The following is a 14828-nucleotide window of genomic DNA, read 5'->3' as shown; positions in this document are numbered from 1 at the left end:
CTAGCGCCGATGGTAGTTGGGACCTTGTCCCTGTGAGAGTAGGACGTCGCCAAGCAACTAAAAACACAAGTCTTTTGACTTGTGTTTTTTTTATTTCCCATGAAATAGGTTCGGTTCTGTTAGTAAAAAAGACGAAATATAGTAAGGGATTTTTTGAGCAGAAATAGTAAGAAATTGATAAATAAATGGATAATCTTCAGAGCCGTAGCTCCCAAGTAAATCATACCACCAATCTGTTTCGTATCTAGAAATCATACTTAAATTGTAGAGCAATAAATAGTGAACAAGAAGTTCAGGTAATATGGGTTTAGGATTTCTCGGGTCAGTTGGAATTGGTAGGTAATAAGTATCGGCAAGATATTCATAGTATAAAGGCGTACTATATATAGGGTTCCACGACTGGATAGGGGCTGTAAAAAGCAAATTCGGTCCGCTCGTTTTCCCGGAGACATGTTGTATGGATAAATGCTTACAAGTTGATTCAATGTAACGTGAAAATCTCTCTGTAGTCATATGAAGCCGATCTAGTATGTTGACCGAAAAGGAAAGTTCATTTGTATTTGTTGAATCAATTTTATATAAAGTGCCCCCCCTTTGACTGTAGCGAAATAAATTTTGTAATTCGGGAATATTTCCCATTAAATCCAGCATGTTAAACTTTTCTGCTTCTAAGTGTTTCATGTGAAACAGCTGTTCTGCAACATGAGTAAATAATCCATTTTTTTGTACCTTCACCTCATCTTCTAAAAATTGATATCCCTGTTTTTTTCGTTTGCGAGTTGTAACACCATGAGCTAAAACCGTAGTGGATTCTGGATAGTTCGGATCAATAGTTAGTAAGCAGGCTTTAAAAAGTTGGCTCATTCCATAAAACAATAACATTGGCTGAATCGAAAAGGGGGCTACCTTATATAATTCATAATAGTTTTTCCCGTGTTCTAAGTAATAAATAAAGGGATAACAATTTTCGAAACTTTTTTTTTCAGCATCTTGTATGGAGGATTTTTCATAACAACGGGCAAGATAACGTTGTACATTTTGAGATGAAAAGAAGAAACTTAATTGCTGCCAAGTGCGATGTGTTTGATGCATATATTACGCTCCTTTTATTGTCTAAAAATTCTAACATATATATACGTCCTTGACAGTATTTTAACCAATTGATAAGCTACTAATAATAATTTCTGGTATCATAGGGGGAACAATTATGTGGGAATCTAAATTTGTTAAAGAAGGTTTGACTTTTGATGACGTATTACTTGTACCAGCAAAGTCAGATGTACTACCAAGAGAAGTAAGTGTTAAAACAGTTTTATCTGAAAGCTTACAGTTAAATATCCCGTTAATTAGTGCAGGAATGGATACAGTAACAGAAGCTGATATGGCTATTGCAATGGCTCGTCAAGGCGGTTTAGGAATTATTCATAAAAACATGTCTATCGAACAACAAGCGGAGCAAGTTGATAAAGTAAAACGTTCTGAAAGTGGCGTTATTTCAGATCCTTTCTTTTTAACTCCAGAACATCAAGTATATGATGCAGAGCATCTTATGGGAAAATACCGTATCTCAGGTGTACCGGTTGTAAATAATTTAGACGAGCGAAAATTAGTTGGTATTATTACAAACCGTGATATGCGTTTTATCCAAGACTACTCAATCAAAATTTCCGACGTAATGACAAAAGAAAAGCTAATTACAGCTCCAGTTGGTACTACGCTGGAAGAAGCTGAAAAGATCCTACAAAAGTATAAAATTGAAAAACTCCCTCTTGTTGATAACAACGGTGTATTACAAGGGCTTATTACAATAAAAGATATTGAAAAAGTAATTGAATTCCCAAATTCTGCGAAAGATAAGCAAGGACGCTTATTAGTTGGAGCAGCGGTTGGTGTAACGGCTGATGCGATGCTTCGTATCGACGCATTAGTAAAAGCTAGCGTAGATGCAATCGTACTTGATACAGCTCATGGACATTCTCAAGGTGTTATTGATAAGGTAAAAGAAGTTCGTGCGAAATATCCAGCACTAAATATTATCGCTGGAAATGTTGCTACTGCTGAAGCAACGAAAGCATTAATCGAAGCGGGTGCAAACGTAGTTAAAGTTGGTATTGGACCAGGCTCTATCTGTACAACACGTGTTGTAGCTGGCGTTGGTGTACCACAATTAACAGCAGTTTATGATTGTGCAACAGAAGCTCGTAAACACGGTATCCCAGTTATTGCTGATGGTGGTGTTAAGTACTCTGGTGACATGGTAAAAGCTTTAGCAGCAGGAGCACACGTTGTTATGCTAGGTAGTATGTTTGCTGGTGTTGCTGAAAGCCCTGGAGAAACTGAAATTTACCAAGGCCGTCAATTTAAAGTATATCGTGGTATGGGTTCTGTCGGAGCGATGGAAAAAGGAAGTAAAGATCGTTACTTCCAAGAAGGAAATAAGAAACTTGTTCCAGAAGGTATTGAAGGTCGAGTACCATATAAAGGGCCTTTAGCAGATACAGTTCATCAATTAGTTGGTGGATTACGTGCCGGTATGGGATATTGCGGAGCACAGGATTTAGAGTTCTTACGTGAGAATGCACAATTCATTCGTATGTCAGGTGCTGGTTTACGTGAAAGCCACCCTCATCACGTACAAATTACAAAAGAGGCTCCAAACTACTCATTATAATGTCTTATATACAAATAGACAGAGATTTGATATCTCTGTCTATTTTTTTTTGATTATGTTAGAATAACGGTTATGTGAGTACATAGATATTGGGGGTAGCAAAAGTGAAAGGTATGTTTTGCAAAAGATTCATTGCTTTAGTAACAATGCTTACACTAGCTTGTAGTATGTTGTTACCATATAGCAATGCATCAGCAGAAACAGGATCTGCTCTAAACATTGAAGCAGGTGCAGCAATTTTAGTTGAAGCGAATTCTGGGAAAATTTTATATCAAAAGAATGCAGATGAATTATTATCAATTGCTAGTATGACAAAGATGATGAGTGAATATTTAGTTCATGAAGCAGTGGATAAAGGAAAACTTAAGTGGGATCAAAAAATTAAGGTTTCTGAATATGCGTATAAAGTTTCACAAGATGCTTCATTATCAAATGTTGCATTAGAAAATGGTGGCACTTATACAGTAAAAGAGCTATACGAGGCAATGGCAATCTTTTCTGCAAATGGTGCAACAATTGCATTAGCAGAAGCAATTGCAGGTAAAGAAGTAGACTTCGTAAAAATGATGAATGATAAATCAAAAGAATTAGGGTTGAAAAATTATAAATTTGTCAATTCTACAGGTTTAACGAACAAGGATTTAAAGGGAATGCATCCTGAAGGAACAACAGCGGATGAAGAAAATAAAATGTCTGCAAAGGATGTTGCAACTTTAGCACAACATTTGATTAAAGATTATCCAAAAGTGTTAGATACAGCAAAAATCCCGAAAAAAGAATTCCGTCCAGAAAAAGAGAAGTTTGCAATGTCGAACTGGAACTGGATGTTAAAGGGCTTAGTGAAAGAATATGATGGCGTTGATGGCCTGAAAACAGGCTCGACTCCAGAAGCAGGGGATTGTTTCACTGGTACGGTTGAAAGAAACGGTATGCGTTTTATTTCTGTAGTGATTAAAACAAGTTCTCATACAGCACGTTTTGATGAAACAAAGAAGCTATATGATTATGGATTTGCTAACTTTGAAATGAAGCAAATGTATAAAAAAGATTCTTCAGTAAAAGGGCAAGAAACAGTACGAGTAGAAAATGCTAAAGAAAAAGATGTAGCAGTTCAAACAAAACAAGCTGTTTCACTTCCAGTGCCAAAAGGAAGTAAAGATGTTTATAAAACAGAATTAAAAGAAGCAAGTAAGGTACAAGAAGCACCAATTAAAAAGGGAGCTGCACTTGGCCAAATGGTAATCACACCAAAAGATGCGAATGATCCTGGATTTTTATCTGGTAAGTCATTACAAATAGATCTTGTAACAACATCTGCAGTAGAAGAAGCGAATTGGTTTACTCGTTCTATGCGTGGAATTGGTTCTTTCTTTAGTGGTATATGGAATAGTGCTGTTGATACAGTAAAAGGTTGGTTTTAAAAGCTCCTCATTGTAGGGGCTTTTTCTTATTCCTATTTTTCATACCGACTTTATGAAAAAGTAGTAGACAAGCATCTGATAGTTAGTGGTAGAATGTAAGAGTATTCTTAATTTTCGCCTTTAACGGGGAAAAGCAATTCACCTAGGGGGGTTTTTGTAACATGACAAATGTAACAGGGACAGAACGTGTAAAACGTGGAATGGCAGAAATGCAAAAAGGCGGCGTTATTATGGACGTAATTAACGCTGAACAAGCAAAAATTGCAGAAGAGGCAGGCGCAGTTGCCGTTATGGCACTAGAGCGTGTACCAGCAGATATTCGTGCAGCAGGTGGCGTTTCTCGTATGGCAGACCCAACGATCGTTGAAGAAGTTATGGGTGCAGTGTCAATTCCGGTTATGGCAAAATGCCGTATCGGTCACCTTGTAGAAGCACGTGTATTAGAATCATTAGGGGTAGACTATATCGATGAGAGTGAAGTATTAACTCCTGCTGATGAAGTATACCATTTAAATAAACGTGATTACACAGTTCCATTTGTATGTGGTTGCCGTGATATTGGAGAAGCTGCACGTCGTATTGCAGAAGGTGCATCTATGCTTCGTACAAAAGGTGAACCAGGAACAGGAAACATTGTAGAGGCAGTGCGTCATATGCGCCAAGTCAATGCAGAAATCCGTCAAGTTGCAAGTCTACGTGAAGATGAGTTAATGACATATGCAAAAAATACTGGTGCTCCTTATGAAGTACTACTTGAAATTAAACGCCTTGGTCGTTTGCCAGTTGTAAACTTCGCAGCAGGTGGTGTAGCAACACCAGCAGATGCAGCGTTAATGATGCAACTTGGTGCGGATGGTGTATTTGTTGGATCTGGTATCTTCAAATCAGAGAATCCAGAGAAATTTGCACGCGCAATCGTTGAAGCGACGACTCATTATGAAGATTACGAACTAATTGCAAGCCTTTCTAAAGGATTAGGTAATGCGATGAAAGGTATCGAAATTTCAACGTTATTACCAGAACAACGCATGCAAGAGCGTGGATGGTAATTGAAGGAGAACTTTAAAATGGTGAAAATCGGTGTACTAGGTCTTCAAGGTGCAGTTCGTGAGCATGTGAAATCAGTTGAAGCAAGTGGTGCAGAGGCTGTTGTTGTAAAGCGTATCGAGCAACTTGAAGAGATTGATGGTCTTATTTTACCAGGCGGTGAAAGTACAACAATGCGCCGTCTTATTGATAAGTATGCTTTCATGGAACCACTTCGTACATTCGCGAAGTCTGGTAAACCAATGTTTGGTACATGTGCAGGTATGATTCTTCTTGCAAAAACGCTTATTGGCTATGAAGAAGCACATATTGGTGCTATGGATATTACAGTAGAGCGCAATGCGTTCGGACGCCAAAAAGATAGCTTTGAAGCCGCACTTTCAATTAAAGGTGTAGGAGAAGACTTTATTGGTGTATTTATCCGTGCTCCATATGTTGTACGTGTAGCTGATGATGTTGAAGTACTCTCCACACATGATGATCGAATGGTAGCAGTAAAACAAAATCAGTTTTTAGCTGCTTCATTCCATCCAGAATTAACGGATGATCATCGTGTGACAGCATACTTTGTAGAAATGGTAAAAGAAGCGAAAATGAAAAAAGTTGTATAAGTAACTTGCAACTTGTATAAGATTATAGTAAATTGATGGTAACAATTTTATAAAATAAGCGTGTTGATAGGAAGTAGTAACAAATGCCGTTTCTTATAGAGAGTCGATGGTTGGTGGAAATCGATAGGAACAGTTTGTGAATCCATCCTGGAATGGAATGTGGAATATCTTTATGATTAGTAAACATTCCCGGTGAAGAGCCGTTATTTCTACTTGAGAGGAAGGCGGCAATGCTTTCAACTAGGGTGGCAACGCGGGTTAACTCCCGTCCCTTTATATAGGGACGGGAGTTTTTTGTGTTTTATAAAATAAAAGGAGGAGTATATAATGCTTGATATTAAATTTTTACGTACAAATTTTGAAGAAGTAAAAGCAAAGTTACAGCATAGAGGCGAAGATTTAACTGATTTTGGTCGCTTTGAAGAGCTGGATACGAGAAGAAGAGAATTACTTGTTCAAACAGAGGAACTAAAAAGTAAACGTAACGAAGTATCTCAACAAATCTCTGTATTGAAGCGCGAAAAGAAAGATGCAGAAGTTCTAATTCTAGAAATGCGTGAAGTTGGAGAAAAAGTAAAAGATCTTGATAATGAACTTCGTACAGTTGAAGAAGATTTAGAAAGATTAATGTTATCTATTCCAAATATCCCTCATGAATCTGCTCCAGTTGGTGAAACAGAAGATGATAATGTAGTAGCACGTACTTGGGGAGAAGTGAAAGAATTTGCTTATGAACCAAAACCACATTGGGATCTTGCTACAGATTTAGGGATTTTAGATTTTGAGCGTGCTGGGAAAGTAACGGGAAGCCGCTTCGTATTCTATAAAGGTGCTGGCGCGAGATTAGAGCGTGCTTTAATTAGCTTCATGCTGGATCTTCATACTGACGAGCATGGATACGAAGAAGTGTTACCTCCGTATATGGTAAACCGTGCAAGTATGACAGGAACAGGACAACTTCCGAAATTTGAAGAAGATGCATTCCGTATTGAAAGTGAAGATTACTTCTTAATTCCAACAGCTGAAGTACCTGTAACGAATATGCACCGTGATGAAATCTTAAATAAAGAGCAATTGCCTATACGATATGCTGCATTTAGCTCTTGTTTCCGTTCTGAAGCAGGTTCAGCTGGCCGTGATACACGTGGCTTAATTCGTCAGCATCAGTTCAACAAAGTAGAGCTTGTAAAATTCGTAAAACCAGAAGATTCTTATGAAGAGTTAGAAAAACTAACAAATGATGCAGAACGCGTGTTACAATTATTAGAGTTGCCATATCGCGTTATGAGCATGTGCACAGGCGATTTAGGATTTACAGCAGCGAAGAAATACGATATCGAAGTATGGATTCCAAGCTATGGCACATATCGTGAGATTTCTTCTTGTAGTAATTTTGAGGCTTTCCAAGCGAGACGTGCAAATATCCGTTTCCGTCGTGAGCCAAATGGAAAACCAGAACATGTTCATACATTAAATGGATCTGGTCTTGCAATTGGACGTACGGTTGCAGCTATTTTAGAGAACTACCAACAAGAAGATGGTACAATTATAATTCCAGAAGTTCTTCGCCCTTATATGGGAGGAAAAACAGTTATTAAGTAAATGTAAACATTCATCGGTATGAGTGATTGGTAATTATGAGCGTTGTCAGTACTATAATGTAGGGGAGGAAAAGTAAAATTTTCCTTTCCTCATAATTTATTTTAGTAGGGTTGACTAACTGTTTTTCTTTTGATATTATATTTGATGTCAATATGGAGGTATACCCAAGTCCGGCTGAAGGGATCGGTCTTGAAAACCGACAGGCGGCGAGAGTCGCGCGGGGGTTCGAATCCCTCTACCTCCTCCAGATATAATTGACAACAGCGCATATAAGTGGAGATTGGAGAACTCGTTACCAACACGTAACGAGTTTTTATTTTAAAACCAATCATAAAGTATGGTGTAAGGAGATTTTCTCCTTATTACACACTCATATTCCGATGATTATCTTCATAGATATGAAAGGAGTCAACATGGATCTTATTATACAAACGTTTCCTTTAGATGGAAAAACTTTATATTATGTACAATGTCCTGTCTGTAAGAACAATAGAATTTTAAACAGTGGTGCAAATGTTTCACGTATTATTAGCGATGATACATTCCGTAAACTTTGTGGTTGCACTTGTGATGTAAAGCAAACTGCGACAAAAGTAGAGGCGCCAAAAAAAGTTGAAAAAGCAGCTGTAAAGAAAGAATCAGCTCCAAAACGTACAGGTAAAGTATTAACAGCAGTGATTAACGGGAAAGAAATGACTGTTAAAGAGATTGCTGAAACATACGATATTAGTACAAGTACTGTTCGCCAGCGTATTAATGCTGGAAAACCTGAGAGTGAAATTATTGCTCCGACAAAAAAGAAGTAATTTAATAGAAAAACCCGTGCATATGCACGGGTTTTTTATTTTACAAGTTTACGTGTTTGTTTTAAAAAATGGCCAATTTTTTTAATGATTGGTTCAATTGAATCGCCATCTTTTAAAATATCGTATTCATTAATGTTTAATCGTAAAACAGGGCATGCATTAAAGTTATTAATCCAGTTTTCGTAACGGCCATGCATCTCTTTCCAATACTCAATTGGTGTTTGTTGTTCCATCGGACGTCCGCGTTCTTGGATACGATCAACGATATCATCGAAAGAACCTTCTAAGTAAATTAATAAATCAGGATGAGGGAAGTAAGGAGTCATGACCATAGCATCAAATAGACCTTTGTATGTTTCATAATCAGTTTCCGTCATTGTACCTTTTTCGTGATGCATCTTTGCAAAAATGCCAGTGTCTTCATAGATAGAGCGATCTTGAACAAAACCGCCACCGTATTCAAAAATTCTTTTTTGTTCTTTAAATCGTTCTGCTAAAAAGTACACTTGCAAGTGAAAGCTCCAGCGTGTGAAATCAGCATAGAACTTGTCCAAATACGGGTTAGAGTCTACCTTTTCAAATGATGTGCGATAGCCTAAAGTGTTAGCTAATGCAGTTGTCATAGTTGATTTACCGACACCTACTGTTCCAGCAATCGTGATTACTGCGTCATTTGGTATATCATATTTTTTCCTTAAATTCATTATTATTTCGACTCCTTTAAGAGAGTATTTTGAAGGGTGGATAGGATGACGTTTAAATCATCAGGATTTTTTACAAAATCCATATCGTCTCCATTAAATTTCAATACTGGGATTTCTGGATGATCCTTTTTAAACGTATCCATTGCAGTTTCATAATCTTTTGTGAGCTGTAGTAAGTAATTTGGATCCATATTTTTTTCGAATTCTCTTCCGCGCTTTGCAATTCGTGCTTGTAATGTTTCCAAGCTAGCCGTTAAATAAACGATTACGTTTGGTACAGGCATATCTTGTGTAAGGATACGATAGATTTGCATGTACTTATCGTATTGAGAATCTTTTAATGTACGGGATGCAAAAATTAGATTTTTAAATATATGATAATCTGCTACTACTGGCTTCCTTTGATTCAAATACTTTATGTTAATATCTTCTAATTGCTTGTATCTATTACAAAGAAAGAACATCTCTGTTTGAAAACTCCATTCGTCGATGTCTTCATAGAACTTTCCTAAAAAAGGGTTTTCATCAACAATCTCTTTCAGTAAGTGGAGTTGCATGTGAGTTGAAATTTCCTTCGCAAGTGAAGTTTTTCCAACACCAATTGGTCCTTCAACCGTGATAAATGGTACTCCGGTCACGCTGTTTCCTCCTTTCAATCAGTGATTTACTGTGACTACTAAAAACACAAAACAGAATTATTGTAGCACAAGAGGGAAGCGAGCGGGTTAATTTGATATAAAAAGTTAGAAAATAGATATATGTATTAATGAATTTTTATTTGAGATGACGGTACTATATGTGCTTTTAATGTGGCTTCCATTATTTTTAAAGCATGTAAGTTATCCTGATCATGATTAGAGGCAATACAGTCCTGTGGTACATACAGTGTATAATTTCTCATATGAGCATCGTTAGCTGTAAAGAGGATACATATATTCCCTGCGACTCCTGTTAATATTAGATTTTCTATTTTTAAATAGCCTAATAAAGAATTTAAAGGTGTTTCATAAAAAGCGGAGTAATGTGGTTTAATAAAAATGTAATCATCGGAATTTGGGGCAATCTTACGAATGATATTTTCACTATACTCATTTGTACAATGAGTAATTAGTTGGTCAATATCAGATCTCCAAAGTTGATAATGGTCATTAACATAAATTATGGGATAACCAAGGGATTTCATTGTTTTCTTTAATTGTAGAATAGGGTTTGTTATAATTTCGCATTTTTTGGCTAGGGTGGGCCCGTGTGAAAATTGAAAGTCATTAATCATATCGATAATGAGTAAGGCAGTATTCTTCATATGTAATCCCCTCTCTTTTTTATTAGGGTGGATTGAATTTGTAAAAGTTATCCCATGTGTAGTAAATGGAAATTAGTGTACGTTATTTGTAATGAAAGGACTATGGTATGGAACACGATCAAGATATTTATTTTATGCAGTTAGCAATAGAAGAAGCTAAAAAGGCAGAGGCAATACAAGAAGTACCAATTGGTGCAGTTATAGTGTTAGATGGTGAAGTAATTAGTGTTGCTCATAATTTAAGGGAAACCGAGCAAAGATCAATAGCGCACGCTGAGTTACTAGCTATTGATGAGGCGTGCAAAAAATTAGGGACATGGCGTTTAGAAGATGCGACATTATATGTAACATTAGAGCCTTGTCCGATGTGTGCGGGTGGAATTGTTTTATCGCGAGTGAAGCGAGTTGTATATGGTGCAAGTGATCCGAAAGGTGGATGTGCAGGGACGTTGATGAATCTTTTAACGGATGAACGCTTTAATCATCAGTGTGAAGTAGTGGCTGGTGTGTTAGAAGAAGAATGCGGTACGTTGTTAACAAACTTTTTTAGAGAGCTTCGAAAAAAAAGAAAAGCGAGCAAGAAATTAGAGAAAAGCAAAGAGAATTAACGTATTTGCATTTTATAAAAAAACAAGTTATACTGATAATGCCTTTAATGAAGGCAACCGAATATTGGTTTTAACTTTGCCGTGCTAAGCGGGGAGGTAGCGGTGCCCTATACTCGCAATCCGCTCTAGCGAGGCCGAATCCCTTCTCGAGGTTATGTTGCTGTAAGGTCTGCCTTAAGTAAGTGGTGTTGACGTTTGGGTCCTGCGCAACGGGACCCCGTGAACCTTGTCAGGTCCGGAAGGAAGCAGCAATAAGCGGGTCTTCTCGTGTGCCGCAGGAGTGCCTGAACCGAGCTAACTGCTTGAGTAACGCTTATGGTACGTAATCGACAGAAGGTGCACGGCAGTTATATATGTATACAAAACTCACCTTAATATTAAGGTGGGTTTTTTGTATAGAAAATAACTTTTGGAATCTATAAACAGAATGGGTTATAATAAATGAGATAATAACCTTTGAGGGAGGCCGTATTTTCGTGTCATACCAAGCGTTATACCGAACATGGAGACCGCAAAAATTTGAAGATGTAGTTGGTCAAAAGCACGTGACAAAAACGTTGCAAAATGCCCTTCTTCAAGAGAAAGTTTCACATGCTTATTTATTTTCTGGGCCGAGGGGAACAGGGAAAACGACAATTGCAAAAGTATTTGCAAAAGCAATCAACTGTGAACATGCTCCGGTAGCTGAACCTTGTAATGAATGTCCTTCTTGTTTGGGGATCACACAAGGATCCATTTCAGATGTATTAGAAATTGATGCGGCTTCAAATAACGGTGTAGATGAAATTCGAGATATTAGAGATAAAGTAAAATATGCTCCAAGTGCTGTAGAATATAAAGTATACATTATTGATGAAGTTCACATGCTTTCTATGGGTGCCTTCAATGCGCTTTTAAAAACGTTAGAAGAGCCACCGGGACACGTCATCTTTATTTTGGCGACAACAGAACCGCATAAGATTCCGCCTACAATTATTTCACGTTGCCAACGTTTTGAATTTCGAAAGATATCAGTAAATGATATTGTTGAGAGATTATCGACGGTTGTGACGAATGAAGGTACGCAAGTAGAAGATGAGGCGTTGCAAATTGTTGCACGTGCCGCTGAGGGTGGTATGCGTGATGCGCTTAGTCTTATTGATCAGGCAATATCTTATAGTGATGAGACAGTTACGACAGAAGACGTATTAGCTGTGACAGGTTCTGTTTCCCAGCAATACTTAGGTAACTTAGTAGAATGTATACGTGAAAATGATGTATCAAGAGCATTACGTATCATAGATGAGATGATGGGTAAAGGGAAAGATCCAGTTCGTTTTATGGAGGATTTCATTTACTATTATCGCGATATGCTTTTATATCAAACTTCACCACAACTGGAACATATGTTGGAACGAGTAATGGTAGATGAGCAATTCCGGATGTTAAGTGAAGAAATGCAACCGGAAGTAATCTATGAAATCATTCATACTCTTAGTAAGGGACAACAGGAAATGAAGTGGACAAATCATCCGCGAATTTTCTTAGAAGTTGTTATGGTACAACTGTGTCAACAGTTTATGATGCAAGCGAATGGTGCAGATCGTTTACAAGCAATTATGAACAGGATGCAGCAATTGGAGAAAGAGTTAGAAGAAGTCAAAAAGAATGGTGTGCCGGCTGGTGTGCCGCAGGAAGTCAGAGAGACACGTGCAACACCAAAGCCAGTGCGAACAGGTAGTATGAAGATTCCTGTCGGACGCGTAAATGAAGTGTTAAAGCAAGCGAAGCGTCAGGATTTAGAACAATTAAAAGCTGTGTGGGGTGAGTTGTTAGGAAGACTCAAAGCATACAACAAAGTAGCGTTTGCTGTTTTATTAGAAAATAGCGAACCGGTAGCGGCTTCGGATGATACTTACGTTTTAGCGTTTCAATATGAGATCCACTGTAAAATGGCAAGCGAGAATCGAGAAGCCATGGATACGGTGGAACAAGCTTTATTTGAATTGCTAAGTAAAAGATTAAATATGATTGCCATTCCAAAAAGTGAATGGGGTAAAATCCGTGAAGATTTTTTACAGCGTGAAGGTGGGAATGCTGAAGAAAGCCCAGAGAAAAAAGAAGATCCTCTTATAGAAGAGGCGGTAAAATTAGTAGGGCAAGAACTTATTGAAATAAAAGAGTAATAATAATTAGGAGGAATTAATTATGATGCGTGGCGGAATGGGAAATATGAATAACATGATGAAACAAATGCAAAAAATGCAAAAAGATATGGCGAAAGCGCAAGAAGAACTTGGCGAAAAAACAGTTGAAGGTACAGCTGGTGGCGGTATGATCACAGTTATTGCAAATGGCCATAAGCAAATTCTTGAAGTGAAAGTTAAAGAAGAAGTTGTAGATCCAGAAGATATCGAAATGTTACAAGACTTAGTGTTGGCTGCAACAAATGATGCACTTAAAAAAGCTGATGAACTTTCAAATTCTACAATGGGTAAATTTACAAAAGGCTTAAACTTACCGGGTGGAATGTTCTAGGAGGATATTGATATATGCATTATCCAGAACCGATATCAAAACTAATTGATAGTTTTATGAAGTTGCCAGGGATCGGACCGAAAACAGCGGTTCGCTTGGCATTTTTCGTATTAGATATGAAAGAAGATGATGTGTTAGGTTTTGCAAAAGCACTTGTGAATGCGAAGCGAGATTTAGCGTATTGTTCTGTATGCGGACATATTACTGACCGCGACCCTTGTTATATTTGTAATGATTCACATCGAGACCAATCGGTTGTTTGTGTTGTGCAGGAACCGAAAGATGTAATCGCAATGGAAAAGATGAAAGAGTATCAAGGTGTATATCATGTGTTACGTGGTGCGATTTCTCCAATGGAGGGAATTGGACCAGAAGACATTAATATCCCACAACTTTTAAAGCGACTGCACGATGAAACGGTACAAGAAGTAATATTGGCAACAAACCCTAATATTGAAGGGGAAGCTACAGCGATGTATATATCCCGCCTCTTAAAGCCAACAGGTATTAAAGTAACTCGTATTGCACATGGTCTGCCAGTGGGTGGAGATTTAGAATATGCAGATGAAGTGACACTGTCGAAAGCGTTAGAAGGCCGTAGAGAAGTATAAGAGGAGAAACAAAAATGTTCTTTCAAAAAAAGGGTAAATTGCGTAAAGAGTATGATGATAAACTAATTGTACTATTAGAAAAAGTGAAGAATGAATGGCTACGCCAGAAGAGAATGGTTGAACAAAGTGTGGAACCGTCTCAAGATGTGATTTGTTCTTTGAAAATAGCAGAGGCAAAATATTTCTTCTTGTTAAAAGAAGCAAAACGTCGCCCTGTAAAAATGGAACAATGGTAAAAGGTTCTGCTGAAAAAGCAGAACCTTTTATTTTATTCGTTAAACATTTAGTGGTTTTTATGAAGGAAGTGTTGTCGAATAAAGGTGACCGAGATAAAACGACTGGAGTTATATGATACATGTTCTTTTTTATCGTCTTGTCCCATACAAATGAGTGTGTATAGGTCATTCATAAGGAGGAAGAAAATGAATTCTACAATTGTTATTGTCGGTATTCTTACTCTAGTTTTTATTTTTCTTGTTTTTGGTGTTTCTTCAAAGCCGTTACGTTTTATAGGAAAAGCGCTTTTTCATATTACTTTGGGAATAGCATTACTATTTATCGTAAATGTTATAGGGACATATTTTGATTTTCATATTCCAATTAACTTGGGTACAGCAGCAATCACAAGTTTATTAGGTCTACCTGGTGTTGCTGCATTAGTGGTTATTAAGCTTTATATCATGCCAAGATAAAATTATTTTGGCATTTTTTTAAAAAGTGTTGACGAACGAATAATTAATATGATAAATTAATAAGCGTCGTCAGGAACGAAAGAAAAAAGTTGTTGACAAATTTAACGCAAAATGTTAAATTGTAAAAGTCGCTGAAACGCGATATTGAACTTTGAAAACTAAACGAAACAAACAACGTGAAACGTCAATTTTTATTTTTAGATGCTAGACAAACTAACTTTATTGGAGAGTTTGA

Annotated in this window: 16 protein-coding genes, 1 tRNA gene, 1 other RNA gene and 1 other annotated feature; of the genes, 14 read left to right on the top strand and 4 right to left on the bottom strand. The window is 37.3% G+C overall.

What is annotated here, in order from left to right; genetic code table 11:
• Positions 1–90: 90 nt before the first annotated feature.
• On the bottom strand, positions 91–1092 hold the full coding sequence (locus MR115_RS29275) for a YaaC family protein (RefSeq protein WP_242243804.1): 1002 nt from the start codon (positions 1090–1092) through the stop codon (positions 91–93).
• 115 nt (positions 1093–1207) lie between these two features.
• Here MR115_RS29275 and guaB point away from each other — a divergent pair, with 115 nt between their 5' ends.
• The 7 genes from guaB to MR115_RS29240 all read left to right on the top strand — a co-directional run bounded on the left by guaB (position 1208) and on the right by MR115_RS29240 (position 8158).
• Positions 1208–2671 carry an IMP dehydrogenase gene (gene guaB, locus MR115_RS29270; RefSeq protein ID WP_237982798.1) on the top strand — a complete coding sequence of 488 codons (1464 nt, stop codon included), beginning with the start codon at positions 1208–1210 and terminating at the stop codon, positions 2669–2671.
• Between the two features lie 113 nt (positions 2672–2784).
• Positions 2785–4092, top strand: coding sequence for a D-alanyl-D-alanine carboxypeptidase DacA (gene dacA / locus MR115_RS29265; protein ID WP_242243806.1), 1308 nt, complete (start codon positions 2785–2787; stop codon positions 4090–4092).
• A gap of 161 nt (positions 4093–4253) precedes the next feature.
• The gene (pdxS, locus tag MR115_RS29260; protein ID WP_000186157.1) at positions 4254–5141 is read left to right on the top strand and encodes a pyridoxal 5'-phosphate synthase lyase subunit PdxS; all 888 of its coding nucleotides are present in this window, start codon (positions 4254–4256) and stop codon (positions 5139–5141) included.
• 18 nt (positions 5142–5159) lie between these two features.
• Positions 5160–5750 (top strand): pyridoxal 5'-phosphate synthase glutaminase subunit PdxT, encoded by a 591-nt coding sequence (pdxT, locus tag MR115_RS29255; protein ID WP_061680196.1) that lies wholly within the window; start codon positions 5160–5162, stop codon positions 5748–5750.
• Between the two features lie 54 nt (positions 5751–5804).
• Positions 5805–6026: a binding site (T-box leader), on the top strand.
• A 51-nt stretch (positions 6027–6077) separates the two neighbouring features.
• A complete protein-coding gene (gene serS / locus MR115_RS29250; RefSeq protein ID WP_242243802.1) occupies positions 6078–7352 on the top strand; it encodes a serine--tRNA ligase in 1275 nt (424 codons plus the stop codon).
• A 154-nt stretch (positions 7353–7506) separates the two neighbouring features.
• Positions 7507–7599 (top strand) — tRNA-Ser (locus MR115_RS29245).
• A gap of 166 nt (positions 7600–7765) precedes the next feature.
• Positions 7766–8158 (top strand): sigma factor-like helix-turn-helix DNA-binding protein, encoded by a 393-nt coding sequence (locus MR115_RS29240; protein WP_242243801.1) that lies wholly within the window; start codon positions 7766–7768, stop codon positions 8156–8158.
• Between the two features lie 35 nt (positions 8159–8193).
• On the opposite strand, the gene MR115_RS29235 is transcribed toward MR115_RS29240, so the two are convergent.
• From MR115_RS29235 to MR115_RS29225, 3 genes are all read right to left on the bottom strand, one after another.
• A complete protein-coding gene (locus MR115_RS29235) occupies positions 8194–8862 on the bottom strand; it encodes a deoxynucleoside kinase (RefSeq protein WP_242243799.1) in 669 nt (222 codons plus the stop codon).
• 2 nt (positions 8863–8864) lie between these two features.
• Positions 8865–9500, bottom strand: a complete 636-nt coding sequence (locus MR115_RS29230) for a deoxynucleoside kinase (RefSeq protein ID WP_242243797.1) — start codon at positions 9498–9500, stop codon at positions 8865–8867.
• A gap of 125 nt (positions 9501–9625) precedes the next feature.
• On the bottom strand, positions 9626–10165 hold the full coding sequence (locus MR115_RS29225; protein ID WP_242243795.1) for a cysteine hydrolase family protein: 540 nt from the start codon (positions 10163–10165) through the stop codon (positions 9626–9628).
• A 107-nt stretch (positions 10166–10272) separates the two neighbouring features.
• Here MR115_RS29225 and tadA point away from each other — a divergent pair, with 107 nt between their 5' ends.
• The 7 genes from tadA to MR115_RS29190 all read left to right on the top strand — a co-directional run bounded on the left by tadA (position 10273) and on the right by MR115_RS29190 (position 14593).
• Entirely contained in the window at positions 10273–10773 is a 501-nt protein-coding gene (gene tadA, locus MR115_RS29220; RefSeq protein WP_063261963.1) for a tRNA adenosine(34) deaminase TadA, read from the top strand.
• A gap of 79 nt (positions 10774–10852) precedes the next feature.
• Positions 10853–11117, top strand: an RNA gene (gene ffs, locus MR115_RS29215) — signal recognition particle sRNA large type.
• A gap of 132 nt (positions 11118–11249) precedes the next feature.
• A complete protein-coding gene (gene dnaX, locus MR115_RS29210; RefSeq protein ID WP_242243793.1) occupies positions 11250–12938 on the top strand; it encodes a DNA polymerase III subunit gamma/tau in 1689 nt (562 codons plus the stop codon).
• Positions 12939–12963: 25 nt separating this feature from the next.
• On the top strand, positions 12964–13290 hold the full coding sequence (locus MR115_RS29205; protein ID WP_170930109.1) for a YbaB/EbfC family nucleoid-associated protein: 327 nt from the start codon (positions 12964–12966) through the stop codon (positions 13288–13290).
• Positions 13291–13304: 14 nt separating this feature from the next.
• Complete coding sequence (recR, locus tag MR115_RS29200) at positions 13305–13901, top strand: recombination protein RecR (protein ID WP_000559169.1); 597 nt, start codon at positions 13305–13307, stop codon at positions 13899–13901.
• 14 nt (positions 13902–13915) lie between these two features.
• On the top strand, positions 13916–14137 hold the full coding sequence (locus MR115_RS29195) for a YaaL family protein (protein ID WP_000466019.1): 222 nt from the start codon (positions 13916–13918) through the stop codon (positions 14135–14137).
• A 186-nt stretch (positions 14138–14323) separates the two neighbouring features.
• Positions 14324–14593: a pro-sigmaK processing inhibitor BofA family protein gene (locus MR115_RS29190; RefSeq protein ID WP_242243791.1), complete on the top strand. Its 270-nt coding sequence runs from the start codon at positions 14324–14326 to the stop codon at positions 14591–14593.
• The last annotated feature ends 235 nt before the right edge of the window (positions 14594–14828 follow it).

Source organism: Bacillus cereus group sp. BfR-BA-01309 (genome assembly GCF_022664315.1).
GTDB lineage: Bacteria > Bacillota > Bacilli > Bacillales > Bacillaceae_G > Bacillus_A > Bacillus_A mobilis.
The sequence above is the reverse complement of the archived record's forward strand: the minus strand, read 5'-3'. Positions and strand labels throughout refer to the sequence as shown.